This window comes from Streptomyces sp. NPDC048254, assembly GCF_043201895.1.
Classification (GTDB): Bacteria; Actinomycetota; Actinomycetes; order Streptomycetales; family Streptomycetaceae; genus Streptomyces.
The window spans coordinates 20,502-43,889 of the sequence record NZ_JBICZJ010000008.1 but is presented as its reverse complement, the minus strand read 5'-3'; the positions used below and the strand labels follow the sequence as shown (position 1 = coordinate 43,889).

At 70.2% G+C, this 23,388-nt stretch carries 28 protein-coding genes; 12 read left to right on the top strand and 16 right to left on the bottom strand.

Features of this window, described 5'->3' with window-relative positions; all coding sequences use genetic code 11:
- Nucleotides 1–62 precede the first annotated feature (62 nt).
- The 5 genes from ACGFZQ_RS22970 to ACGFZQ_RS22950 form a co-directional block, all read right to left on the bottom strand.
- Nucleotides 63–842, bottom strand: coding sequence for a TIGR04222 domain-containing membrane protein (locus ACGFZQ_RS22970; protein WP_393841858.1), 780 nt, complete (start codon nucleotides 840–842; stop codon nucleotides 63–65).
- 96 nt (nucleotides 843–938) lie between these two features.
- Entirely contained in the window at nucleotides 939–1,733 is a 795-nt protein-coding gene (locus tag ACGFZQ_RS22965) for a DUF4142 domain-containing protein (protein ID WP_393841857.1), read from the bottom strand.
- Between the two features lie 191 nt (nucleotides 1,734–1,924).
- Nucleotides 1,925–3,202 (bottom strand): DUF692 domain-containing protein, encoded by a 1,278-nt coding sequence (locus tag ACGFZQ_RS22960; protein ID WP_393842094.1) that lies wholly within the window; start codon nucleotides 3,200–3,202, stop codon nucleotides 1,925–1,927.
- Between the two features lie 129 nt (nucleotides 3,203–3,331).
- Complete coding sequence (locus ACGFZQ_RS22955; protein ID WP_393841856.1) at nucleotides 3,332–4,123, bottom strand: DUF4142 domain-containing protein; 792 nt, start codon at nucleotides 4,121–4,123, stop codon at nucleotides 3,332–3,334.
- 185 nt (nucleotides 4,124–4,308) lie between these two features.
- Nucleotides 4,309–4,857 carry a flavoprotein gene (locus ACGFZQ_RS22950; RefSeq protein ID WP_393841855.1) on the bottom strand — a complete coding sequence of 183 codons (549 nt, stop codon included), beginning with the start codon at nucleotides 4,855–4,857 and terminating at the stop codon, nucleotides 4,309–4,311.
- Nucleotides 4,858–4,947: 90 nt separating this feature from the next.
- Here ACGFZQ_RS22950 and ACGFZQ_RS22945 point away from each other — a divergent pair, with 90 nt between their 5' ends.
- The 6 genes from ACGFZQ_RS22945 to ACGFZQ_RS22920 are packed head-to-tail and all read left to right on the top strand — an operon-like array spanning nucleotide 4,948 to nucleotide 9,601.
- A complete protein-coding gene (locus tag ACGFZQ_RS22945; RefSeq protein ID WP_393841854.1) occupies nucleotides 4,948–5,292 on the top strand; it encodes a helix-turn-helix domain-containing protein in 345 nt (114 codons plus the stop codon).
- On the top strand, nucleotides 5,219–5,377 hold the full coding sequence (locus ACGFZQ_RS22940; protein ID WP_393841853.1) for an endonuclease domain-containing protein: 159 nt from the start codon (nucleotides 5,219–5,221) through the stop codon (nucleotides 5,375–5,377). The genes ACGFZQ_RS22945 and ACGFZQ_RS22940 overlap by 74 nt, the downstream gene beginning before the upstream one ends.
- A 9-nt stretch (nucleotides 5,378–5,386) precedes the next feature.
- Entirely contained in the window at nucleotides 5,387–5,635 is a 249-nt protein-coding gene (locus tag ACGFZQ_RS22935) for an integrase (RefSeq protein ID WP_393841852.1), read from the top strand.
- 41 nt (nucleotides 5,636–5,676) lie between these two features.
- A complete protein-coding gene (locus tag ACGFZQ_RS22930) occupies nucleotides 5,677–6,675 on the top strand; it encodes a tyrosine-type recombinase/integrase (protein WP_393841851.1) in 999 nt (332 codons plus the stop codon).
- Nucleotides 6,669–9,131 carry a tyrosine-type recombinase/integrase gene (locus ACGFZQ_RS22925; protein WP_393841850.1) on the top strand — a complete coding sequence of 821 codons (2,463 nt, stop codon included), beginning with the start codon at nucleotides 6,669–6,671 and terminating at the stop codon, nucleotides 9,129–9,131. Before ACGFZQ_RS22930 ends, ACGFZQ_RS22925 begins: the two co-directional genes overlap by 7 nt.
- 44 nt (nucleotides 9,132–9,175) lie before the next feature.
- Nucleotides 9,176–9,601 (top strand): hypothetical protein, encoded by a 426-nt coding sequence (locus tag ACGFZQ_RS22920; RefSeq protein WP_393841849.1) that lies wholly within the window; start codon nucleotides 9,176–9,178, stop codon nucleotides 9,599–9,601.
- 437 nt (nucleotides 9,602–10,038) lie between these two features.
- Here ACGFZQ_RS22920 and ACGFZQ_RS22915 read toward each other — a convergent pair whose 3' ends face one another.
- Complete coding sequence (locus ACGFZQ_RS22915) at nucleotides 10,039–10,341, bottom strand: hypothetical protein (RefSeq protein ID WP_393841848.1); 303 nt, start codon at nucleotides 10,339–10,341, stop codon at nucleotides 10,039–10,041.
- Nucleotides 10,342–10,682: 341 nt separating this feature from the next.
- Between ACGFZQ_RS22915 and ACGFZQ_RS22910 the strand changes: the two genes are divergently transcribed.
- Nucleotides 10,683–11,138 (top strand): hypothetical protein, encoded by a 456-nt coding sequence (locus tag ACGFZQ_RS22910; protein ID WP_393841847.1) that lies wholly within the window; start codon nucleotides 10,683–10,685, stop codon nucleotides 11,136–11,138.
- A 124-nt stretch (nucleotides 11,139–11,262) separates the two neighbouring features.
- Here the strand turns inward: ACGFZQ_RS22910 and ACGFZQ_RS22905 are convergent, their stop codons facing one another.
- Both ACGFZQ_RS22905 and ACGFZQ_RS22900 read right to left on the bottom strand, forming a co-directional pair.
- Entirely contained in the window at nucleotides 11,263–11,730 is a 468-nt protein-coding gene (locus ACGFZQ_RS22905) for an NUDIX domain-containing protein (RefSeq protein WP_393841846.1), read from the bottom strand.
- Nucleotides 11,717–12,478, bottom strand: coding sequence for an XRE family transcriptional regulator (locus ACGFZQ_RS22900; protein WP_393841845.1), 762 nt, complete (start codon nucleotides 12,476–12,478; stop codon nucleotides 11,717–11,719). Before ACGFZQ_RS22900 ends, ACGFZQ_RS22905 begins: the two co-directional genes overlap by 14 nt.
- A gap of 173 nt (nucleotides 12,479–12,651) precedes the next feature.
- On the opposite strand from ACGFZQ_RS22900, the gene ACGFZQ_RS22895 reads away from it, so the two are divergent.
- From ACGFZQ_RS22895 to ACGFZQ_RS22885, 3 genes are all read left to right on the top strand, one after another.
- Nucleotides 12,652–12,927 carry a hypothetical protein gene (locus ACGFZQ_RS22895; RefSeq protein WP_393841844.1) on the top strand — a complete coding sequence of 92 codons (276 nt, stop codon included), beginning with the start codon at nucleotides 12,652–12,654 and terminating at the stop codon, nucleotides 12,925–12,927.
- 424 nt (nucleotides 12,928–13,351) lie between these two features.
- Nucleotides 13,352–13,477: a hypothetical protein gene (locus tag ACGFZQ_RS22890; protein WP_393841843.1), complete on the top strand. Its 126-nt coding sequence runs from the start codon at nucleotides 13,352–13,354 to the stop codon at nucleotides 13,475–13,477.
- Nucleotides 13,477–14,643 carry a methyltransferase domain-containing protein gene (locus ACGFZQ_RS22885; protein WP_393841842.1) on the top strand — a complete coding sequence of 389 codons (1,167 nt, stop codon included), beginning with the start codon at nucleotides 13,477–13,479 and terminating at the stop codon, nucleotides 14,641–14,643. The genes ACGFZQ_RS22890 and ACGFZQ_RS22885 overlap by 1 nt, the downstream gene beginning before the upstream one ends.
- 598 nt (nucleotides 14,644–15,241) lie before the next feature.
- On the opposite strand, the gene ACGFZQ_RS22880 is transcribed toward ACGFZQ_RS22885, so the two are convergent.
- The gene (locus tag ACGFZQ_RS22880; protein WP_393841841.1) at nucleotides 15,242–15,946 is read right to left on the bottom strand and encodes a peptidyl-tRNA hydrolase; all 705 of its coding nucleotides are present in this window, start codon (nucleotides 15,944–15,946) and stop codon (nucleotides 15,242–15,244) included.
- Between the two features lie 130 nt (nucleotides 15,947–16,076).
- Between ACGFZQ_RS22880 and ACGFZQ_RS22875 the strand changes: the two genes are divergently transcribed.
- Together ACGFZQ_RS22875 and ACGFZQ_RS22870 are read left to right on the top strand one after the other, a co-directional pair.
- Nucleotides 16,077–16,949, top strand: a complete 873-nt coding sequence (locus tag ACGFZQ_RS22875; RefSeq protein WP_393841840.1) for an ATP-binding cassette domain-containing protein — start codon at nucleotides 16,077–16,079, stop codon at nucleotides 16,947–16,949.
- Entirely contained in the window at nucleotides 16,946–17,617 is a 672-nt protein-coding gene (locus tag ACGFZQ_RS22870; RefSeq protein WP_393841839.1) for an ABC transporter, read from the top strand. The genes ACGFZQ_RS22875 and ACGFZQ_RS22870 overlap by 4 nt, the downstream gene beginning before the upstream one ends.
- On the opposite strand, the gene ACGFZQ_RS22865 is transcribed toward ACGFZQ_RS22870, so the two are convergent.
- From ACGFZQ_RS22865 to ACGFZQ_RS22835, 7 genes are all read right to left on the bottom strand, one after another.
- Nucleotides 17,609–17,791 carry a hypothetical protein gene (locus tag ACGFZQ_RS22865; protein WP_393841838.1) on the bottom strand — a complete coding sequence of 61 codons (183 nt, stop codon included), beginning with the start codon at nucleotides 17,789–17,791 and terminating at the stop codon, nucleotides 17,609–17,611. The genes ACGFZQ_RS22870 and ACGFZQ_RS22865 overlap by 9 nt on opposite strands.
- A gap of 18 nt (nucleotides 17,792–17,809) precedes the next feature.
- A complete protein-coding gene (locus ACGFZQ_RS22860) occupies nucleotides 17,810–18,664 on the bottom strand; it encodes a polysaccharide deacetylase family protein (RefSeq protein WP_393841837.1) in 855 nt (284 codons plus the stop codon).
- 85 nt (nucleotides 18,665–18,749) lie between these two features.
- Nucleotides 18,750–19,628, bottom strand: coding sequence for a polyphosphate kinase 2 family protein (locus ACGFZQ_RS22855; RefSeq protein ID WP_393841836.1), 879 nt, complete (start codon nucleotides 19,626–19,628; stop codon nucleotides 18,750–18,752).
- Entirely contained in the window at nucleotides 19,576–20,496 is a 921-nt protein-coding gene (locus ACGFZQ_RS22850) for a slipin family protein (protein WP_393842093.1), read from the bottom strand. Before ACGFZQ_RS22850 ends, ACGFZQ_RS22855 begins: the two co-directional genes overlap by 53 nt.
- Nucleotides 20,497–20,642: 146 nt before the next feature.
- On the bottom strand, nucleotides 20,643–22,127 hold the full coding sequence (locus tag ACGFZQ_RS22845; protein ID WP_393841835.1) for a SulP family inorganic anion transporter: 1,485 nt from the start codon (nucleotides 22,125–22,127) through the stop codon (nucleotides 20,643–20,645).
- 8 nt (nucleotides 22,128–22,135) lie between these two features.
- A complete protein-coding gene (locus ACGFZQ_RS22840; RefSeq protein ID WP_351729051.1) occupies nucleotides 22,136–22,714 on the bottom strand; it encodes a carbonic anhydrase in 579 nt (192 codons plus the stop codon).
- A gap of 90 nt (nucleotides 22,715–22,804) precedes the next feature.
- Nucleotides 22,805–23,200 (bottom strand): hypothetical protein, encoded by a 396-nt coding sequence (locus ACGFZQ_RS22835; protein WP_393841834.1) that lies wholly within the window; start codon nucleotides 23,198–23,200, stop codon nucleotides 22,805–22,807.
- Between the last annotated feature and the right edge of the window lie 188 nt (nucleotides 23,201–23,388).

Genomic DNA, 23,388 nt, shown 5'->3' with positions numbered 1-23,388 from the left:
GTTGTCGGCGAAGGCAAGCACCATCGGCCGGTGTCGGCCCCAATGCCCCTATACGCCCCCGCTCACTCCCGCGGGAGCTGGTCCCGGTGTGCGAAGGCCGCACGCAGCTCCGGTTCACCGATCGCGCGGATACCGCGGACGGCGACGGAGGCGAGCAGCGAGTGGTCGTCGGCCGCCCGGTTCGCCCGCCGGTGCAGCCCGCCCAGCAGCCGCTGCCCGGCCGGGGAGGCCCAGCGCGCGTACGGGTGCACCTCGACCCGGGCGATGGCCAGGCAGCTCAACGTCAGGGTGAGGGGCAGCGCGAACCACATCGCGACCAGGTCGCGGGGCATCTCGGTCGGGGCGGGCAGCGCGAGGGCGACCACCCCCAGGCCGAACACGGCGAGCGCGGCGGCCCGGACCTGACGCACGCCCGCCGCGACCGTCGTACGCGCCGCCACGTCCGGCACCGCGAGCCCGGCCCGCACCAGCCCCTCGCCGAGACTCCGCACGGCGTCCGCGCCGGCCGCCGCCGAGCGCACCGGCGCTATCCGCGACTGCCCCTCCGGCCCGATGGCACCTATCACCGAGCGCTCCATCTCGTCCCGCGCGAGCGGGTCCACGACGGTCGCCCAGCCGGTGTGGGCGAGCAGCAGCCGCTGCTGGCGGGCCATGGACACCAGGGTCAGATCGGCGACCCGTGCGGGTCCGCCGGACAGGAAAGCGGCCTCGTACAACGTCAGACCGTGTTCCCGGCCCGGGTCCGTGTCGGTGGCCGCGGTGCGTACGGCGGCCAGGCACAGCCGAGTGCAGGCGGTGCCGGCGACGGCCCAGGCCAGGAGCAGGAGAAGGACCCAGAACATGACGCGTTTCTATGCCAGGGGCTTGGGAAACGCCATGCCCTGTTCATATTCCGGACCGAGTGTTGTCGGTACGTGACGTTCCGTTTCCCGTGCAGGTCAGGGGCTGTCGGGAGGCGGGGGACTGGAGGCGGCGGGCGGCAGCGGGTACGTCGAGTCCGACGGCGGGGCCGGTGCCGGTGACGGTACGACCGGGATCGCGTCGCTCGGCGCGAAGACCGGCGGTGAGGCGGCGGGGGAGGGGGTGACCGCCAACTGCTGCGCGAGGGCGGCGAAGTCGACGTACCCGGTGGCCTCCAGGACCTTGATGTGGTCCAGGACGGTGGTGTTGGCGTCGTCGGCGAGATCGCGGACCAGGGTGTTCTGGGTGCCGGCGCGGATCTGGGCGACGACGGAGAAGACCCGGCCGTGGGCCAGCCGCGCGATGTTCGCGAACTGCCGGTCGAAGTCCTGCCCCTGCGCCTCGGTCAGCGTGGCGAGCCACTGGCGCTGCTGGTCGTTGGGCTGGTTGGGAATCGGCACGCCGAGCTGGGCGGCGACGTCGCGCACGTGCGCGTCGAGGGCGGCGTGACCGTCGACGAGGTGCCGGCCGGCGGTCCGTACGGCCTGGGTGGTGCCCTTCTGCTCCGCCATCTCCCCGGCCGGCAGCTCCCAGAGCCCGGCGAGCCGCACCTTGACGATGAAGTCCCGGTCCTGGGCCGACAGGGGGCCGTAGCGGGTCGACACGGTCTGGGCGCTCAGCACGTTCACCGTGCCGGTCGGGTCCGAGCGGTCGGCGTACGACCAGATCGGGAACACCAGGGCGGCGAGGGTCGCCGCGAGACAGGCGATGATCAGCCCGGTACCGGTGAATATGCCTCGGCCTTGGACGGGGGGTCGGGGACGCGCGCGCATGATGCCTCCTGCACCGCACGGTGGAGCTTTGCCGTACGGGGTTGGCATATTACCGAGGGGGTGGGAATGGTCGTTCGGCTGCGGGTGCGTGGGGGCTGGTCGCGCCCACGCGGCGGAGCCGCATGTCGATACAGCCCCGCGCCCCTGACGGGGCGCTGCTCAGCCGCGTCAGTCGTGCCTCCCCCCGGCCGCTACCCCCGCCGCAGCAGCGCCCTCCGCGCCAGCGACCGCCGAGGTGCCGACCCCGCCCGCTCCAGCCACCACTCCTCCAGCCGCCGACGAGAGCCCCCGTCCCCCAGCCGCCCCGCCCGCAGCAGCTCCCCCGCGAAGTCCAGGGCGTCCCGCCGGTAACCCCTGGTCATCGGCTGCTCCTGCGCATACGCCAGGAACGCCGCCCGATACCCCGCCCCCAGGATCTCCGGCAGTTCCGGGGCCACCTTCGCCACCACGTCCGCCCGTTTCGACGCCAGTGCCCGCGCCTGCACCCCCATCCGCATCCGGTCGAACCCCTCCGGCACCGGAGTCCCCGCGACCAGTGCGGACAGCACCGCGGTCTGTGCGAGCCCGACGCGCTGCCGGGTGGCGTCGGTCACCTCGGGCCCGGTCGGCCGCGCCGGGGGATCGAACCGGCGGCCGGTGTCCGCGCCCCCCGCCGCCACCGCCCCGCGGATCGCCGCCAGCTCCCGCTCCAGTTCGCCCGGTTCGGGGAAGTTCTCGTCCCGCTCCAGCAGCACTCCCGGCGGCGTGACCCGGGACGCGAGGTCGGTCAGGACGTCCAGGACCGCCGGGGGCACCGGGTGGGCGTGGCTGTCGTGCCAGACGCCGTCCCGCTCGAAGCCGCCCGCGACATGGACGTAGGCGATGGCCTCGACGGGGAGTTCGGCGAGCGCCTTGGCCGGGTCCTCGCCGCGGTTGACGTGGTTGGTGTGCAGGTTCGCCACATCGATCAGCAGCCGTACGCCGGTGCGGTCGACGAGGTCGTACAGGAACTGCCCCTCGGTCATCTCCTCGCCCGGCCAGCAGATGAGCGCGGCGATGTTCTCGACGGCGAGCGGCACGGGCAGTGCGGCCTGCGCGACGCGGATGTTCTCGCAGAGGACGTCGAGCGCGTCCCGGGTGCGGGGGACGGGGAGGAGGTGTCCCGCTTCCAGGAGCGGCGAGGCCGTCAGCGGGCCGCCCGCGCGGACGAACGCGATGTGCTCGGTGACCAGCGGGGAACCCAGCGCCTCCGCCCGCTCGGCGAGCGCGGTGAGCCGGTTCTCGTCCGGGCGGTCCGCGCCGCCGAGGCCCAGGGAGACACCGTGCGGTACGACCGTCACCCCGCGCTCGCGCAGCCGCCGCAGCGACTCGGGGAGGTGGCCCGGGCAGGTGTTCTCGGCCACGACCTCGACCCAGTCGATACCGGGCATGCGCTCCACGGCGTCGGCGATCTCCGGCCGCCAGCCGATGCCCGTTCCCAGCCGCTCCATGGTCATGGCACTCCCCCTCCTCATCCGATTGACGGGGGTATGGCCCCGGAGCGCGTCCGCGAACCGCGTTGCCTGCCGCTTCAGAGCAACATTTGAGGTTCGGGGCCGCGCTCCGGGGAGCTGAACCGGCTATCCGCCGAGCACGCCCAGCGAGTCCACCGGGTCCGGGCGTGCGGTGTTCACCGTGCCCGGCGCGCCGGGCGAGGGCCGGGACGTGACCCGCACGTCACCGCTGGCCTGCGCGGCCGGAGCGGAGGGCACCACCACCCCCGGCGCCGGCACCGCCGGGCCGGTCGGGCTCGCGGTGGTGGAGTTGGCGATCTCGTTGGCGATCGCCTCGAAGTCGACCTTCCCGGTCTTCTCCAGGATGGTGATGTGGTCCAGCACGGTCTGGTTGGCGTCCGAGGCCAGCTGCCGCACCAGGGTGTTGCGGGTGGTGTTCCGTACCGTCCCGATCGCCGGGAAGATCTTGCCGTGCGCGGCGCGCAGCAGGTTCACGAACTTGTACTCGTACTCCCCTCCGGTGGCCGCCGACATCTCCTGGAGCCAGCCCTGCTGCTGCTCGTTCGGTACGTGGGGCAGCTCGACGCCCAGCTGCCCCGCGACGATCCGGACCCGCCGGTCCAGGTCGGTGTGGCCGACGATCAGATGGTCGCCGGCCTCCTTGATCGCCGCACTCGGCGCCCGGTCGATGGCCTGCTGCCCGGCCGGCAGCTCCCACAGCCCGGCCAGCCGGACCCGCACGATCAGATCGCGGTCCGAGGCGGTCAGCGGACCCCACTGGGTGGCCACGGTCCCCGCCGCCAGGTTCGCCTGCCCGGTGCCGGAGCGGTCGCCGTACGACCACACGGGATAGGCGAGCGCGCCGAGCGTGGTGGCGAGGGCCGCCAGGATCATGGCCGTACCGTTGAAACGCCGCAAGGGGTCCCTCCCCGTGTCGCTGGTTCAGTGACCGGACGTACGGGTGTGACGGCGGCGGTGTTCAAACAAACGGCAAAGTTTCCAAGGAAAGGTAAAAGAGTCCAGGTCAGCCCGGCAGATCGCTGCCTTGGCGGGCATCCGCCGCATGCTGGTGGGCGCGGGCGATGGTGGAGTCCACCGAGACGTCAGGCGCCGGCGAGCTCGTCGGCCGCGTCGAGCACCAGGTCCCAGGGGTACTCCTCCGGCTTGCCCTGACCCGGCTGATTAGGCACGAAGCCGTCCTTGCCGTACAAGACGCGAACGCCCATGGCGCGCAGCTCGGCGACGCTCCGTTCGAACTGGTTGTGGCGTACGTAGGCGGCGTTGACGCACGGCATGGCGACCGTGGGGATGCTCTTGCCGATGCCCTCGGCAACCACCCCGACGACGAAGTCGTGCGTGAGGCCAAGCGCCCACGAGTTCAAGGTGTTGAAGGTGACCGGCGCTACGGCGATCACGTCCGCCTCCGGCCATACGTCTCCTTCGCCGGGCATTTTGTACTCGCTGCGCACGGGGTGACCGGTCAGTCGTTCCAGCTCGGCGAGCTGCGGCGCGAGCCAGCGCGCAGCGGTGGGGGTGAGGCCGAGACACACGTCGAAGCTGCGGGCCTGGGCGTCCTCGATCACCTTCGCGATGTCGAAGACGGGCGGGGCAGCAGAGCCGAACAGGTAGATCACACGGTCGTGTTTCGTCATGGCCCTATCCGACCACATGTAACCGCCCCCGCTCCGAAGGGAGTCGGGGGCGAATACAGTCCTAAGTGGGTGCTTAGAACGGAGACCAGTATGTCAACACTGGACGACAACCACACGGGCGCGCGCATCAAGGAACAGCGCAGACTCGCCAGGCTCACCCAGAGACAACTCGCTGATCGGCTGCCCTTCTCGTATGCTCTGCTGAACTCTGTGGAATGCGGTTTACGCCCGGCCACCGCGGACTTCGTCGCCGCCTGTGCCAAGGCCCTGAACATCGACGTCACCGTGCTCACTGGACAGCGAGTACCGGCGGCGCTCTCTGCTTTCCGGCTACGGCCTGACCGAAGCCGAATACGAAGCCATGCTTACGGCCCAGAAGGGCGGATGCGCCATGTGCGGTCTGACCTGCCAGACAGGGTGCCGACCGGCTGTTGACCACTGCCACGTGAGCGGGCGTGTTCGAGGCCCGTTAACCGAACTAACTCGTGAGTTCTTGCAGGTCAGATGGCCTTTCCGCTAGCTTCTCGGGATGCTTCAAGGTGATGTCCCCGAGCGGGACTTGACGGCCTTTGCCCTGCCCGAGTTAGGCAGGCTGCACGAGACCGGCAATCAGTGGGCGCCGTACCAGTTGCTCGACCAGGATGGCGTTGTTGTCGACCCCGTCCGCGTCTTCTTCGCCGAACTGCGGGCAGAGGACAAACCTGCCTCCACGGTCCGCTCATATGGCATGGACCTGCTGCGCTGGTGGCGGTTCCTGTGGGCTCTCGACATCGAGTGAACCGGGCAACGCGTATGGATGCACGGGATTTCATTCGGTGGATGCAGATCGCGAACAAGCCCCAGCGCCTGCACTGGCGACACCGGAAGGCGGGCCACTCCGAGGAGACGGCGCCGAAGCCGCGGACGACCCGAAAGAAGATCCCCGGTACGCCGAACGCCATCACGGGCAAGGTCTCACCTGGCCCGCAGTACGCCGCGAGGACGCGCGCGCACTGCGAAACCGTGCTCCGCACGTTCTACGACTTCCACCGGGACGAGGGCACCGGGCCGATCATCAACCCGTTTCCGCTCGACCGCTCGCGTCGCAGCGGCCGCGCGAACGCCCACCACACGCCTGACCGGCCCTTTGCCCAAGAGCGGACAGGCCGCTACCGGCCGACCATCTCGAAACGTGCGCCCCGGCGCATCCCGGACGAGATGTTCAACGCGCTGTTCGCCGCCCTCCGGCACAACCGAGATCGCGCTCTACTGGCCTTCTGGGTTTCCAACGGGGCCCGCGCAGAAGAACTGCTCACCAGTCGGCAGCGCGATGCCCTCCCCGGACAGCAGTTGGTCGGCGTGATCCGAAAGGGAACCCGCGCCTACCAGCAGCTTCCTTGCTCAACCGACGCCTTCGTCTGGCTGCGCCTCTACCAAGAGGAAACACGGCGAGACGGCATCCCGCGGGGCAAGAACCTGCCGTTGTGGTGGACCCTGAGGCGGCCCTGGCGACCGCTGAACTACGACGCGGCGCGCGCGATGTTCAACCGGGCCAACGATCTCCTCGGGGCAAACTGGACGCTCCACGACCTACGCCACACCGCGTCCTACCGGCTCGCCCGCGACCCCAACATGCCCCTGACCGACGTCCAATGGGTCCTCGGTCATGCGCATCTGACGACCACACAGCTCTACCTTCCGGCCAGCCAAGACGAAGTGATCGAACGCGTCCGCGCCCATCATGCACGCCGGGCAGAGCAGCGTGACCGACCGCCCGCGCCACCGGCCCCCGGCTACAGCCCCGACTCGCTGAAGACTCTCTTCGGGAACTCATGGTGACGAGCACAGAGACATTGCGCGCGCCGGCCGCCATCCGAGATGCACAGCCACTCGCCGGCGAGGCCCTCCGGGCCGCCAAGAAGCGTTTCCCGCCGCGGCCCTACGAGGACGCCTGGCCTGCCACCAGCCAGTCCTACGAGGAGGTCGTGGCCCGGCTGAACCGGCCTCCGTTACGGGCCGCGAGCGAGTCCACTCACTTCTACCGGCGCCGGGGCGCAACGCTGATTCTCCGATGGCTCCTGGACCAGCCGGGCGCCACCTGGCAACAACGATGGAACGCGACTCCCGCCGCAACCTCGACCGGGGCACAGTGGAACAAGCTCAACGCCAGCTGGGTCGGCTACGACGCGGCGAATGCGAACGGCATCCTGAACACGGGCCTGTTCGCCCTGGTCTGCGCCGATGTGCTCCGGCCATCGCTCCACTGGCAGCTCACCCGGACCTCGACCAATCTGCGTGCCATCATCTGCCAGTACCGTGACCCTGAGGGATTTGCCCGCCTTCAGGAGTTGGTGGGCCCAGAAGCGTGGTCCTCTCACCTCGGCATCCTCGCCAAGAACGTGCTGGTCAAGCTGGTCATCGCCAAGGGCGGGGGTCTGGCCGACATCAATGTCGGAGACGCCATTGAGTACATGGAGGCGCATCGAGCTCAGCGGGCCACGTCGGGCGGTCAGAGCCTGTTCTACTCCTGGCTGAGGGACCTGGGTCACCTGCCGCCCGACGCGCCTGTGTCACTGAGGCTCCTGCACCGAACGTCCGGCCAGGTCTCGGTCGAGCAGCTCGTCGACCGCTACCGACCGCAGTCCAAGCCCATCCGGGACCTGCTGGTCGAGTACCTCAAGGAACGCCAGCCCACCATGGACTACACGTCCTTGGAGGACGCGTCCCGGACGCTCGTAAGGAACTTCTGGCTGCAGATCGAGCGCATCCAGCCCGGCATCAACACACTCCGACTGCTGCCCGAAGTCGTGAGCGCATGGAAGCAGGCCAGCCGGACGAAAGTCACGCGCCGTCGGCTGCCCGATGGCACAGTCCACGAGGCAGTGACAGAGCGCGCCAACTACGGCAGCCTCATGATCGGAGTTCGAGCCCTATACCTCGACCTGGCCCACTGGGCCGTCGAAGAACCAGAACGCTGGGGACCGTGGGTTGCTCCCTGCCCGGTCAGCGCCGCCGATGCCAGTACCTCCAAGCACCAGAAGCGCCGCAAGGCGAAGATGGACCAGCGCACCCGTGAACGACTACCCGCGCTGTCCACCGTCGTCCGCGCCGCCAGGGCAAACTGGACGGAAGCCCGGGAGGTAATGGACGCCCTGCAGGCCGCCCCACTCGGCGGCCAGTTCACGTTCAGGGGCAGAACCTACACGCGCCAGAAGAAGGACTCATCGACTCCGTTCCGGGCCTACGACGAGTCCGGCCGACGCGTCCATCTGGGACTGCTCGAGGAACGGGCGTTCTGGGCCTGGGCCACGATCGAATTCCTGCAGCACACTGGCGTCCGGATCGAGGAGATGCTGGAGGCCAGCCATCACGCCTTGATCCAGTACAAACTGCCCACCACCGGTGAAGTGGTACCTCTGCTCCAGGTCGCTCCCTCGAAAACCGACGAGGAACGGCTTCTCCTCGTCAGCCCAGAACTGGCCGACGTCCTCAGCACGATCATTGCCCGCGTCCGTGACCCTCGAACAGGCGCGATCCCGATGCTGCCCAACTACGACGTCGCGGAGAAGATCTGGAACCCGCCGATGCCACTGCTGTTCCAGTGGACATACGGAGGCCAGCGCACACCGGTGTCCCGCCAACTGATCCGCAACGGTCTCAACGAGGTCCTGGAACGAACAGGGCTCACCGACTCCGCGGGCCAGCCCCTCGACTTCGCTCCGCACGACTTCCGAAGGATCTTCATCACCGACGCAATCCGCAGCGGCCTGCCGCCCCACATCGCGCAGGTCCTCGCAGGTCACTCCGACATCAACACCACGATGGGCTACAACGCCATCTACCCGACGGACGCCATCGAAGCCCACCGCGCGTTCATCGCCCGTCGTCGATCGCTTCGTCCCAGCGAGGAATACCGGACCCCGACGAACGAGGAGTGGGACGCCTTCCTCGCCCACTTCGAGAAGCGCAAGCTCTCTCTGGGAACCTGCGCTCGGGCCTTCGGAACCTCGTGCATCCACGAGCACGCTTGCGTCCGATGCTCGCTCCTCCGCCCCGAACCCTCCCAGCGAGACCGACTGATCGAGATCCGCGACAACCTGATCGACAGGATCGCCGAGGCCCAGCGAGAGGGTTGGCTCGGCGAAGTCGAAGGCCTCGAGATCAGCCTCGCCGGCGCCGAAGACAAACTGTCTCAGCTCGACGCCGCTCTCAAGCCCACGGTCACGCACCTGGGCCTGCCTCCTTTCGCCAACATCGCCGGACGCACCTCCCCACCGGCCCCGGACCAGCCTTGAATGCGCGTAGCCGCCTCGAAGACGGACCGCCTAGGCTCCAAGCCATGCGCACAGTGTTCGTGTTCCCCGCAGGTGAGCGAGCTGAGACCATCGCCGCACTTGATCGACACCTGAACCAGCAGCGCCATCCCTGGACCCTGGACGGCAACCTCTACATCGACATCGACGAAGAGCAGAACGGCTGCCTCTTCTCTGACTGGGAGCCCGACGACGTGGCGGTCCTCGACGGGGCCGTCGGATTCCACCCCACCTGGGCAGTGCAGATCGACATCTCCGGTCGGATCGACGGCACCGCAGAAGTTCACCAGCTGATCGCGCTGCTACTCGAACATGGAGGCGTGGCGATCGATGACTACTCCGCCCACCCCTGGACCGTGCAGGAAATCCACTCCGGAGCAGTGATCGACGGTCTGCGCTTCTTCGACTTCCGCGCCTACCACGAACGCAACCGGGAGCCGGGACGCTCCTGACTCAACGCGCACCCTCGTGCCGAACCGGTAGTTCGGAGAAGGACTCCTGTGCGTGAAGTGCAACCAGGACCTCGGGGTGTACGAGGGGGTACGGTCGACCGCGGATCAGTACCTTGCCGCGTACGGGAAAGGGAACCCGAACATTTCTCATGGCTCGGCCCTGCAGGCCGAGCGCTGCTTCCGCGAGTTGGGACGGCTGTGGCGAGCGCCCGGTTCTCGGAAGACGTCGTACGCGAGCTCCGTAAGCGGTATGCCGCGGGCGGAGTTACGCAGCGGGAGCTGGCCCGAGAGTACGGCGTGTCGCAGAATGCAGTTGGCCAGGTTCTTCGGCGAGTGACCTGGGCCCACGTCAATCCGTAACAGGTGGAGACCGAAAGGGCCCCGTCGCCTGGGCAACGGGGCCTATCCGCATGTCTGGTGAGGCGAGCGCGGTCAGTTCACTCGCTGGCGCCTTCACGCTCCGGACCCGCCAGCTCGATTCCTCGAACCCGCCGCAGCCAGCGCGACAAACCGTACAGAGCAACTGTGGCGCCGCCGCACGGCTCCCAGACTTCCGCGACGAGGGCAGCCAGACCGCCGTCGTCCACGATGTAGATGGCCTGCGCGCCGACCACAGCCGTGATGAACCCGTTCGTGCGGTTCGCTGTTCTCAGCAGCCAGTCGATTGGATGCCATACGGGACGGGTCAGGTCATGCAGGCGCATTCGCAGCGCGGCGACGAGGAAGCCGAGTGCCATCATTCGCTGGCGCGTGGGGGACAGCCTCAAGCCGTCCTCTGGGCTGCCGTGAAGCAGGGTTGCCCACTCGTCACGCAGATGCGGTCGGGTGGGGCCGGCAATTCGGGCGGCCAGGTTCGATGTGGAGCGTGCCCGTCGAGGTACAGATGCCCGCTGATGCCGCCAGGCGTAGAGGGGCGCTGGGCCGAATGTCAGGCCTGAGATGCGCAGAACGCTGACATCAACAACGCTGGCTTCGATTTGTACACGAGTGCCATCAATGTCCCGGGCGACGGTAAATCTGCGATGCTCCGAGATTTCACCTGACCCTCGCCATCAGGGGCCGGTCCACGATGCAACGGCTGGTGGACGGCCGAAGAGACGGCCCGCCGCAAATTCACAGTCTGGATCGGCGAGCGCGGGAGTGCCCCGGACGCCCGGATCACGCTCGCCGACGAGGAGACCGGCCAGGAGCTGGACACCTGGCCGAAGGAGCACTGACCGGCTACTCGGTCGGACCCGAGGAGTGCCGGACCACGCACTTCACGACCAGCCCGGACCCGGGCGCCCTCCCGGGCGGGCTCCAGGATCGGCGCATACGGCTGCGCGTCGACATCCCCGAGGCGGACGTGTTCGCGTGGCGGCCGTGGCTGGCCCGGAACATGCCCGTGGAGACGCACTGGACGCTCGGCGGCGACCGGCCGTACAACGGTGACCCGGGCGCCTGGTACGTGACCGAGCGGGCCGTGCCCGCGGCTGAGTGGGGCGAAGCCGTGGACCTCGCCGCGCGCGCCCGTCTGTGGCCGCCAATGCCGAGCTGACCGGCCCGGTCGGACGGCGCGTGCACCGTGGCCGCGCTGGCGCCTCCCGGCCGATCTCGCCGCCTCGGGGGCCCCCGTGACCGACGGCGAGCCGAAGGGGCCGGAGATGGGCGTACGGCGACTGTTACCCGAGAGAGGGCATGCGGCCGCTTCGCCAGTCATCCACGCGCTTCCGGATGCTAGAGACCATGGGGAGCACGTCAACTTCCGCAGGCTCGAACCAGCGCACGTCGGTGGATTCGTCGGACACCGTGAGCTGACCGGCCACCGGTCGCGCGAGGAAGCAGATCGAGAACTCCTGCCGCACCTCGCCGTCGTCGTAGGCGAAGACGTGGCCCGGGTTGGAGTAGGTGCCGACGATTCCGATAATCTCCACGTCCAGGCCGGTCTCTTCGCGGGTCTCCCTGACGGCGCAACCGGGCAGCGACTCACCGATGTTCATGGCTCCGCCGGGGAGTGCCCACATGCCGTTGTCGGTCCGACGCTGAAGCAGGATGCGCCCCGCACTATCGGTCACGACGACGGACGCCGCTGGCACGAGGCTGTTGGCCTGCGGCGCGTCCGGGTCGTCCTCGTAGTCACGCCTGCCCATCAATCTCCCTTTCCCATACCGGTGTTCCCCGCCTCCAGAGTTCCTCGACGTGCGATGCGAAGCGGTCGAACATGCCGTCGTCCTGGTGGCGGTGCAGGTGCAGTGTCGGTGCGTCGTGTCCGACGCTGTGTGGCAGGAGCGGGGTGACGATCATGTCGTCGTCGAAGCGGAACACCGACAGGTGTGCGTGACCGCTGCTGTACCGCGCGTCGATGCCCGGTTGGCTGTGGATCTTCTCCAACTCGGCGAGCGTCACTCGAATGCGCGTCGACAGCGTGAGCGCAACCCCCTCGTCCTCCTCGCGCGACCGCGTCAGCTCGCTGTCTGGATCTCCGACGAGGAAGCGGACGCGGCAGCCGCCTGTCGCCTTCCGGCGTAGCGCGGTACCGAAGCGGGCCTGTTCGAGCCAGAGGAAGTAGTTGGTGTACCCGGCGAAGGTCAACTCCCGTTCGGCCTTCGTGATCAGCGACCGCCACAGAGAGGCCGGACAGCCCGAGCGGTACGGGTACACGGAGACCACCTCCCGGTCAGGGCCTACCTTGATCGCCTTTTTTGCCGCCGCCGGCCACAACACCGCTTCGTCCTCTCCAAGCGCCTCGCAGATGGCCCAGCGGTGCCGTGCGTGAGGCACGCGCCCGGGCTGCGTGATCCATCTGCCGATCGTCTTGATATCGACGCCGCACTGTTCGGCCAACTCGCGGTCAGTCAGACGCGCTTCGGCCATGGCGTGACGCAGCGCTTCGTTCACGAGTACCCCCGAGGACGTTTGGAACGCTTCAAAGCGTAAGGCAACTCCGTGCCTAACGACCCCGGGACGCAGTAGGAACGCACCGGTCAACTCGCAAGGGTGGATAGGCACCACGCAAAGACCCCGGCGGCCTGGCAGGGCCCCGGGGCGTGGCCGACTGCGAAGGAGTCGACATGACGCACCGTACAGCGCGCCCGCCCGTATCCGAAGGGCCCGTTCGGCCGGCCGCCGAGTACGAGCCGACGTTGGGCGACACGGTGGAAGACACCGCCCGGTACCGGATCGGCAAGGTGATGGGCGCCGTCGGCGGCTACGTGCAGCTGCGCCCCATCGGGGGCGGCCGGGAGTGGGACGCCAGCCCGGAGTACCTGAGGCCGGTCTCTGCCGCCGACGCTCTGCGCGGCGTCGTGGCTACCGAGAACGCCCGATCGCGAGGTGCCCTGTGGTGACCGCCGCGGCCGACACCCAGAACCTGTCCGCGGAATGCGCAGTGGCGCAGCGGCCGGACAGCAGGCACCTACATAAGCAGTGCCGGCAGACCAAGGACATCCCGCTGCCTCACTCCGTGGGGATCCTGCTCATCCGCCGGTGCTCCTGTTCCTGCCACCGCGCCGCCCGAGCTACCTCGTAGGGCCACATGGCCTTGCCGCTCCGCGCCCTGGTGCTGGCTCGGACGCCGACCTGATGCACCCCCATGGCGGCCGCTCCGGGTCAGGGCCGCACCCAAGACTCGCCGCATCGTGCATCCGTCGTGCGCGGTGAGGCGGGACCGCTCGCTCCGTCGGGTCTCCGGAAGAGTCCGGCGGAGCGGGCACCTCCTTCCCGGGACCGCCGGGAAGGGCCACGATGAGACAGACCGCAGAAGGAGTCGACATGGAGATGAAGCACCTCGCGAACGGTGGCGGAGGAGACGGCGACGGCGACGGCCTGCCCGGCGAACCGTGGCCGGGACCGTCCGACCCGCCGTCCCCTGACGGTGGCCCCCGGTTCATCGGCTGATGGCACCGACCGTCATGTCGGCGGAGCGGGCCGCTCTCGCCCGCTCGCTCCTGAGTACTGGGGCCATGTCTCCCGACTGGCAGTGCTCGTTCGCTGCCGTGCCGAGAGCCGACTTCCTCCCGGACGTCATCTGGCCGTTCGACATGGACACCCGGCGGGCCGTCGAAGTCGACCGGCGCCAGGAACCGGAGACGTGGCACCGGTACGCCCACGAGGACGTCCCGATCGTCACACAGTGGGACGACGGAGCCGGAGCGGGTCCCGGTGGTGAGTCCACCTCGTCTGCGTCGATGCCGTCGGTGGTCTTCCGCATGCTGGCCGATCTGGACGTCCAGCCCGGGCACAGGGTGCTGGAGATCGGTACGGGTACCGGATGGAACTGCGGTCTCCTCGCGCACCGACTGGGTACGGAGCAGGTCACCAGCATTGAGATCGACGCCAAGGTGGCGAACGCGGCCAGGGACCGTCTCGCAGCACACAACCTGCTGGGCACCGTCCTCACCCGGGACGGCGCGATCGGGGATCCGGCCGGAGCACCATACGACCGGATCATCGCCACGGCCGGTCTGCGGCGCATCCCGACCGCGTGGCTGGAGCAGTTGCGGCTCGACGGGATGATCGTGACCCCGTGGGGCACCGACTACAGCAACGGGGACGCCATCGTCCGGCTCTCCCGCTGCGAGGTCGGTGTCGAGGGCCGGTTCATGCGGCCCGCGGAGTTCATGAAGCTGCGTGCACAGAGGCGCCGCTTCGACGGGCACTCGGCGTACGTTCCGGCCGACGGCATCGCCGGCGCCGACCGGTCGATGACGAAGGTCACCGAGGCCGACCTGCTCGGCGCGGACCGGTTCGATCCCCGGACGTTCGCCATCGGCCTGCACGTGAACAGCTGCTACCAGGTGACGGCCGCGAGACGCGGGGGCGACCGGCCGGTCTGGTTCTACGGGCTGGACGACCGCTCCTGGGCGTGCGTCATGTTCCGCGAGAGCGGAGCGACAGACGTCTGGCAGTCCGGACCGCGCCGGCTGTGGGACGAAGTCGAGAGCGCCCTGAGCTGGTGGCAGGACCTCGGCGAGCCGGACTACGACCGGCTCGGACTAACGGTCACCTGGGACGGCGAGCACATGGCGTGGCTGGACTCACCGGAGAAGGCGTGGCCGGTGTGACCAGCTTGCGACGGCCCCGTCCGTCCGCTACTCCTGTGGTGGCCGGGCGGGGCCTTGCGCTGAGCCGCTGATGAGTACAGCCACGTCTTCGCGGAGGGCGGTGGCAATGCGGACCAGTTCGCTGTAAACGGGGTCGCCTTCGCCGGCTCGATGCGCTGGATGGTGCGCCGGCCAATGACCGTGAACTCCGCTAACCGCTCCTGGTTGATGCCCAAAGGGCCCGGACAGAGTTCGGCGGGACGGGCTGTGCCCGCCGCGTACCGCCGGGCGGGGGCTCACACGGGGTGCGTTCGGTGGGCACCGGGTAAATATGTCGCAGGGGTGCTAAGTCGGTCGTTCCGGTCTCAAGTTGGTGCCGTCCCCCCCGCCCCGCCAGGGTAGAGGTCCGGAAGCCTCAAGACTTGGCGGGGCAATGTCAGGAGGAGAGGGACCGGCCGGTGCGGCTGTGCGTCGGGGTTTCCGTCCGGGTACGCCTTCATCCATCCGCAGGGACCGGCGAACGGGCTCGCCGTCGATGTTCCAGACATGAGGTACCCGGCCCACGGAGCGCTGGCTGCGCGCCGGTGGACTGTCGGAGACACCTACATAAAGCAGCTGTTCACGGTCGTCGTAGGCGCGACCGAGGATGATCCGCGACCACCGTGCAACTGCCCGGCGCGATCTCGGTGAACCCGGCGTCCCGCACCAACGGCAGCCCGCTATCCGTCAGTTCACGCCACTCGGCCGGATCGGCGGTCCGCACGGCGAGCGGGAACCCGGCCTCCCGCCAGGCCTCCCGCTCCTCCTCCGGCAGCGCCCACCAGGCCAGTTGGGCCCCGTGCCCGGCCTGTGCCATCGCCTTCCCGGCCGACATGTCCAGCTCCGGGTTCAGCCACAGTACGGCCCCCGTCCGGTCGGGGCCGGCGGGCGGCTCAGGGTCGTCCAGCTCGGTCCCGGACACCTGCAACTTCGCCAGCTCCTTGGGCCACCCGTCCAGGGGAACCGGCGGAAACACCCGTACCTCGGCGGACTTCCCCGTGAGGGTGATCCCGGGCAGCTCCCCGGCCCGCCGCCACTCGGCCCCCCGGGCCCGCCGCACGACCTTGCGGATCCGCGCGTCCTCCCAGTCCCGCATCGCCTGAGCCCATTCCCCGTCCCCAAGCGAGCGCGGATCACTGAGCATGGTCAGCACGGCCCGCGCGGCGGTCTCGAGAGCATCGGTACGGGCGGGTGGAGCCGCCTTCTCGATCCGCACGACAAGAGGCAGTACGAACTGGGGTGCTTCGTCCCGACTGTTCGCCGAGACCTGGAAAGGAGCGCTCACCGCACCAACCTTAAGGGGCGCGGGGCTGTGTCAATTCGCGGCTCCGCCGCGCGGGCGCGACCAGCCACATACGACCGGCACCCCGCAGCGATGCGCACCGCCCGCCCCCTCCCGGCACGACAATGACCCCATGCACCGCGATCTTGAACTGGCCCGCGTAGGCCGCCGCTACGGCATACGCGGCCCCTGGGTCTTACGAGGCGTCGACCTCACCCTCACCCCCGGCACCCTCACCCGGGTGGAAGGAGCGAACGGCACCGGCAAGTCCACCCTGCTCCGCCTCATCGCCGGCATAGACACCCCCACCGAGGGCCGTATCACCGGCCGCCCCCGCACCGCGTACGTGCCCGAGCGCTTCCCCTCGGCCCTCCCCTTCACCCCTTCCGGCTACCTCACCCACCTCGGCACCGTCCACGGCCTCTCCCGGAAGTCGGCCGCCGCCCGCGCAGCGGACTGGCTGGAGCGGTTCGGCGCCGCGGCCTACGCGGCCACGCCCATGGCCCAGCTCTCCAAGGGCACCAGCCAGAAGGTCGCGGTCGCCCAGGCCCTGCTCGCCGACCCCCGGCTGCTCGTCCTCGACGAGGCATGGACCGGCCTGGACGCCGAGGCCCGCGCGGAGCTGGAGCGGGCCGTCGCCGAGCGGACCGCGGCCGGGGGTGCCGTCGTGTTCGTCGATCACGATCCACGGCGCCTCGCGGGTGCACCCGACGCGACCTACCAGGTCGTCGACGGCACCCTCAAGCCCGCTGCCGCGCAGATGACTCCACCCGTCGGCCCGCACACCGTCGTCACCGTCCGGGGCCCCGCCGGCGGACGTCTCCCCGCCGACGCGACCCGCACGGCGGCCTTCGCCGAGGAACCGGCCCCCGGCACCTACCGTCTTACGGTTCCCGCGTCCCACTCGGACGTGGTGCTGCGTGCCCTTCTCACGGCCCACCCGCCGTGGCACGTGGTCGCCGTCAGTCCCTCGGACGTCCCACCGGACGAGAAAGACCGCCCATGACCGCACTCCTGCGCTACCAGACCGCACTCCTCCTGCGCTCCCAGCGCTGGCTGCCCCCGGTGATCCTGTACGCCGTGTTCCTGGGCGTGGGCGTGCAGAGCGGTCAGCCGGTGCTGGACTCGCTCGGCTACACGGCCGCCGCGCTGCTGCCGGTGGCCGCCTGGCTGGTACGGATCTGTGTCACCGGCGAACCGCCGGCCGCCCGCGCCTGTGTCACGGCGGCGCGGGGCCCGGCCAGGGCCCATCTGGCCGCCCTGCTCACCGCCCTCGCCGCCGCCGCGCTGCTCGGCACGGCGGCGACCCTGATCGTGACCGTGATCAGCCGGCACGCCACCAACGACCAGCAGCTCGCCGTACCGCCCCTGCGGGCCGGGGCCGCAGGTCTGCTCGCGGCCCTCGCCTGCGCGCTGCTCGGCAGTGCCGTCGGTGCGCTCACCAACCGGCCGCTGCTGCGCTCGCCGGGCCGGGCGGTGCCCACGATGCTGCTGGCCGCGCTGCTCGCGGTGGTGGTCGCGGGCTCCCCGGCGCACGCGGCGGTCAGCGGTCTGGTCTCGGGCTCGGAGTCCGGCCGGGTCCCGGTGTCGCCCCTGCCCCTGGCCGCGGCGGCCCTGCTCACCGCCGCGGCCTTCACCGTGGCCTGCGTCCTCAACGGCCGCCGCTCAACCTGAGCAGGCGCTCCGCTGCGCCTCCAGCCACTCGCACCGGGGGCACATCGTGATCCCCTGGTACGACTCCGGGTACTCGGTCGGCTCCCGGCACAGCACGCACTCGGCGTACGGCGGTCCGTCCGCCGTCGGCGGCTTCGCGGCCTCGGAGATCGTGCAGTAGCCCTCGTCGCTCATGTCTCCAGCGTAGGACGGTCAGCGATGACCGGGTGTCTCGCCGATCAGCTCGGACACCTTCACGAACCGGAAGCCCCGCTTGCGCAGCTCCGGTACGACGCTGCGGACCACCCGCTCGGTGGTCGGGGCGGCGCTGCGCGTGCAGTGCATGACGACCACGGAGCCGGGCTTCACCCCGTCCAGAACCTGCTTGGTCACGGCGTCGGCGTCGGTCGCGAACGCGTCGCCGCTCACCACGTCCCACTGCACCGCGGTGACCCCGAGCGCGCCGACCGCGCGCAGCGCCTGCCGGTCGTAGCAGCCGCCGGGGAAACGGAAGTACGGCATCGGATGCGGCACTCCCGCCCTGAGCAGCGCGGCGTAGGCGCGCTCCACGTCCGACTTCATGTTCACGGCGGAGACGGTCGGCAGGCCGTAGCAGTCGCCGGTGAACGCGTAGTGGCTGTAGGAGTGGTTGGCGACCTCGAACTGCGGGTCGCGGCCGAGGGAGCGGGCCTGGTCCGGGTACTCGTCGGCCCAGCGGCCGGTCATGAAAACCGTGGCCGGCACCTTCAGCCGGCGCAGGGTCGTGATCAGCGCGGGGTTGTCGAAGTGCTCGCCGGCGGCCGCGCGGGCCCCCTGGTCGGCGGTCATGTCGGCGTCGAAGGTCAGGGCGACGGTCTTGCCCAGGGTGCGCGGACCGTTGGAGAAGACGGGGGCCAGGCCGCCCGGGCCCGCGGGGAGGGTGGGCGGCTTGGCGGCGGCGGGGGCGGGCCGGGCGGGGGCCGGGTGGCCGGCGTGGGGGGCCTGGGCGGTGCCGCAGGCGGCGAGCGCGGCGCCCAGGGCGACGCAGGCGGCGGTCATACCGGTGAGACGGCGTACTGATCGGATCACCCTATGAACGTAGGTCGGATTGTCCGGTGGTTCCCGGTGGCGCGGCGCCGGGGCCGCCGGGGTCACCCGGGCGGCGGCTGTCCGGTCACGGTGCCCTCAGCAGCCGCTCCCGGCACTCCGCCACGTCGAAGTCCGCCTTCGGGTACCGCGGGTCGAGCTGCTCCAGGTGCTCCAGGAGGAGGCGGCCGATCGCCCAGTTGCGGTACCACTTGTGGTCGGCCGGGACCCGGTACCAGGGCGCCGCCGGGGTCGAGCACCGCTCCATGGCGATCTCGTACGCCTCCTGGAAGGCGGGCCACAGCGCCCGGTCCTCGATGTCCTCGGGGCTGAACTTCCAGTGCTTGTCGGGGTTGTCGAGGCGGGCCAGGAGACGGCGCTTCTGCTCGCCGTAGGAGAGGTGCAGGAAGCACTTGACGACGGTCGTGCCGGCGTCGGTCAGCTCCTGCTCGAAGGCGTTGATCCGGCTGTAGCGGGACTCGATCTCCGTGGGCGGGGCGAGGCCGTGGACGCGGGCGACCAGGACGTCCTCGTAGTGCGAGCGGTCGAAGATGCCGATCTCGCCCTGCTGGGGGAGCACCCGGCGCACCCGCCACAGGAAGTCGTGGCGGCGTTCATCCTCGGTGGGGGCCTTGAAGGCGCGGACCCGGCAGCCGGCCGGGTCGAGGTGGCCGATGACGTGCCTGACCGTGCCGCCCTTGCCGCTGGTGTCCATGCCCTGGAGCACCAGCAGGACCCGGCGCCGGTCACCGGCCGTGCCCGCCGCCCACAGCCGTTCCTGAAGGTCGGTCAGGCGCTCGCTCAGCTCGGCCGTCGCGGTGCGCGCGGCGGCCTTGCCGTCGGGCCCGGCGGGACGGTCGTCGGCCGGGTGGGCGTCCAGGCCGGGGCGCTCGCCCACCGGGAGCCGGAGCAGGTCACGCAGAGCGGGGTCGCTGTCGTCCGTACGCTTCGGGTGCTTCCTCGGCACGGGCACGCCTTTCGCTGGGGTCCGGGTGTCCGGGTTCGGAGGGTTCCGAGAGTTCGGCGAGCCCGGCGAGATCGGGGGGAACGTGCGGGGCGCTGTCGTCCGGCGCGGGCTGCTGGGCCCGCTCCAGGAAGCGCAGCAGCTCCACCGGGAAGGGCAGGACCAGAGTGGAGTTCTTCTCGGCCGCCACCGCCACGATCGTCTGGAGCAGCCGCAGTTGCAGGGCTGCGGGGGTCTTCTCCATCTGCTGGGCCGCCTCGGCCAGCTTCTTCGAGGCCTGGAACTCGGCGTCGGCGTTGATGATCCGGGCCCGGCGCTCCCGGTCGGCCTCGGCCTGGCGGGCCATCGAGCGCTTCATCGTGTCCGGCAGCGACACGTCCTTGATCTCGACCCGGTCCACCTGCACACCCCAGCCCACGGCCGGACTGTCGATCATCAGCTCCAGGCCCTGGTTGAGCTGCTCGCGGTTGGAGAGCAGGTCGTCCAGGTCGCTCTTGCCGATGATCGACCGCAGCGAGGTCTGGGCCATCTGCGAGACGGCGAACTTGTAGTCCTCGACCTTGATCAGCGCGCTCACCGCGTCGACCACCCGGAAGTAGACGACCGCGTCCACGCGCACGGTGACGTTGTCGCGGGTGATGCCCTCCTGGGCGGGGACCGGCAGCGTGACGATCTGCATGTTGACCTTGTGCAGCCGGTCCGCGAACGGGATCACCATGTTGAAGCCGGGCTGTCGTACGGCTCCGGTGACCCGGCCGAGCCGGAACAGCACACCCTGTTCGTACTGCTTGATGACCCGCGCCCCCGCGGCCAGGTACAGCGCACCGACGCACAGCGCCGCCACCACCGCGACCAGCAGCTCCTGAACCATCATGACCCCCAGCCAGAGAGGTCCGGTATGTCTGATGCTGCAACGATATGCCCGGCGGGTGGTTCGGGGCCATGGGCTGCCGGGGGAGCAGGTCCGGGCCGGGATGCCGAGGGGCGTCGGCATCCCGGCCCGGAGCGGCCGCCGGTTCAGACGGCCGTGACTCGGGTGGTCGCGGCCGTGGTGGCCGTGACCTTCACCGGTTCGGTGTCGGCGTCGCTGTGCCGCTCGGCCCAGCCCTCCAGCGCGGTCCGGCAGGCGTGGTCGAGATGGTGCAGCCCGGACAGGTCCACCCGGATCGGGCGGTCCTGGGGCAGCGCCTCCAGACTGTCGAGGATCTTGGGCAGCCGCAGGAAGGTCGCGTTGCCCGTCAGATGGGCGTCGATCGGGCCCGCGCCCTTGTCGATCACCTCCAGCCTGATGTGCGAGGCCTCCCACGCGGTCTTGACGATGGACAGGGCCAGTCCGATGAGCACGCCCTCGAACATGCTGACCGCGACGATCGACACCGCGGTGACGACCAGGATCAGCGCCTCGCCCCGGTGCTCGCGCCAGAGCGCGGCCAGCGCCCGGACGGGGATGAGCTTGGCGCCCGAGTAGACCAGGATTCCGGCGAGCGCCGGGATCGGTATGTAGCCGAGGACTCCTGGCAGCAGCGCGGCGAACAGCAGCAGCCAGACGCCGTGCAGCACCCGGGACGCCTTCGTCCGGGCGCCCGCCTGCACATTGGCCGCGCTGCGCACGATCACGGCGGTCATCGGCAGCGCGCCGAGCACTCCGCAGAGCGCGTTGCCCGCGCCCTGGGCGATCAGCTCCTGGTTGTACTTGGTGCGCGGACCCTTGTGCAGGCGGTCCACGGCCGCCGCGCTGAACAGCGACTCCGCGGACGCGATCAGCGTGAACGCGACGATCGTGCCGATCACGCCGAAGCCCGCCAGTTCGCCGAAGGCGCTCAGCGGCGGCGGCTGGACGGAGTCCAGCAGGCCGTGCACCTCGACGGCGGCGACCGGGAGGCTCAGCAGGAACGCGGCCAGGGTGGCGAGGCCGACGGCGGCCAGGGGGCCCGGGACCGTCCGCACCTTCGCCGGGAGGTACTTCCACAGCACCAGGGCCGCGACGGTGCCCGCGCCGAGGGCGAGCGAGGCCAGCGCTGCCCCGTCCCCGAGGGCGTCCGCGAACGCCCCGGGCAGTCCGGCTATCTTCCCGGGCCCCGACTCGGGGGCCTTGGCGGCGAGCGCCGGATACAGCTGGCCGGCGATCAGGACCAGACCGATTCCGGCCAGCATGCCCTCGACCACCGAGACCGAGATGGCCCGGAAGTAGCGGCCCAGCCTCAGCGCACCCATGGCGATCTGGAACACGCCGCTGACGAGCACGATCACGCCGAGCACCGGCAGCCCGAACTCCTGCACCGCCTCGAAGACGAGCACGGTCAGACCGGCGGCCGGCCCCGACACCTGGAGGCTGCTGCCCCGCAGCATGCCGGTGACGAGACCGCCCACGATGCCGGTGACCAGGCCGAGTTCGGCTGGCACACCGGAGGCGACGGCCACGCCCACGCACAGCGGGAGCGCGACCAGGAAGACGACGAGAGAGGCGGTGAAGTCCTGCTTCAGGTAAGGGAACTTGGTCATCGCGACGCTCACAGGGTCTCGAACGCGTCGGTGTCGGCGCGGTGTTCGCGCACGGCACCGGTGTGGACCTCGTAGTACCAGCCGCGCAGGGTCAGTTCGCCCCGCGCCAGCTTCCTGTCGATGAACGGGTAGGAGCGCAGCCGCAGCAGCTGGGCGAGCACATGGCTCTGCACGCCCTCCGCGACGGCCGGGTCCTCCACCGCCCCGGTCGGGCGCGGCTCGGCACGGGCCAGCCAGTCCCGTACGGCGGGTACGGCGGTCAGGTCGTCGCCGCGCACCAGCGCGCCGACGGCGCCGCAGTGCGAGTGCCCGCAGACGACGATGTCGCGGACGCCCAGCACCTCCACGGCGTACTCGATGGTGGCCGCCTCGCTGGTGGGGTGCTCCGAGGCGTACGGGGGGACGATGTTGCCCGCGGTGCGCAGCTCGAAGAGCTCGCCCGGGCGGGCGCCGGTGATCAGGGCCGGGACGACCCGGGAGTCGGAGCAGGTGATGAACAGCACCTGCGGGGACTGGCCTTCGGCGAGTTTGGCGAACTCCTCAGGGCGCTGTCCGAACGTACGGGCGTTGTCGATGAGGGGCTGCATGATGTGTGGACTCCTCCTGGCGCGCCGCAGCGGCGCGTCGGGCTTGCACGACGGTCGTGGGGGGTGACGAGCCGGGGCAGAACCCGTCGCTCAGCAGCGGAAGACCTGAAGCGCGGCCGGCGAGTGGGCTCTGGACGGTCTTGACGTGCGTTGATGCTTGGCCGCGAGGGCCGCGGAGGCGGGTATCGCCTCGGTGTGCCGGGCGGTGGGCGGACGGTCGTCGGCCCAGCCGGCGGTGGCGCTGCGGTGGCGGTCGGCGGTCCGCGGCGGGCTGGTGGGCTCCCCGCAGAGGCCGTGGGCGCGGAGGGTGTGCGAGCCGTCGCGCACCGGCTTCGCCGAGGGCCCCGGACCGGGCTGGGCCTTGGCCTCGGCATGACTGAGTGTGTGCGCGGCTGCGAATGTTGCCGCGGGCGCGAAGAACTGGACGGCGAGCAGGGCGGCGGCCAGGAGCGAGAACACGGTCCGGGCCGTCGTACCTCGGAACATGAGCCCCCCTCGCGGCAGTTCACGCCTCTTGTGTGCACCAAGCACAGGTCAATGGTTGGTCAAGAAACACGTTAACCCTGCAAAGTCGTTTGCAGGGTTAACTCGGTGTTGCGAACCGAAGAGAGCGTGAAAAATGCCGGTGGGGTGGCTCGATCGAGCTCTTGACCCGGCGATCTTGATCGAATAGA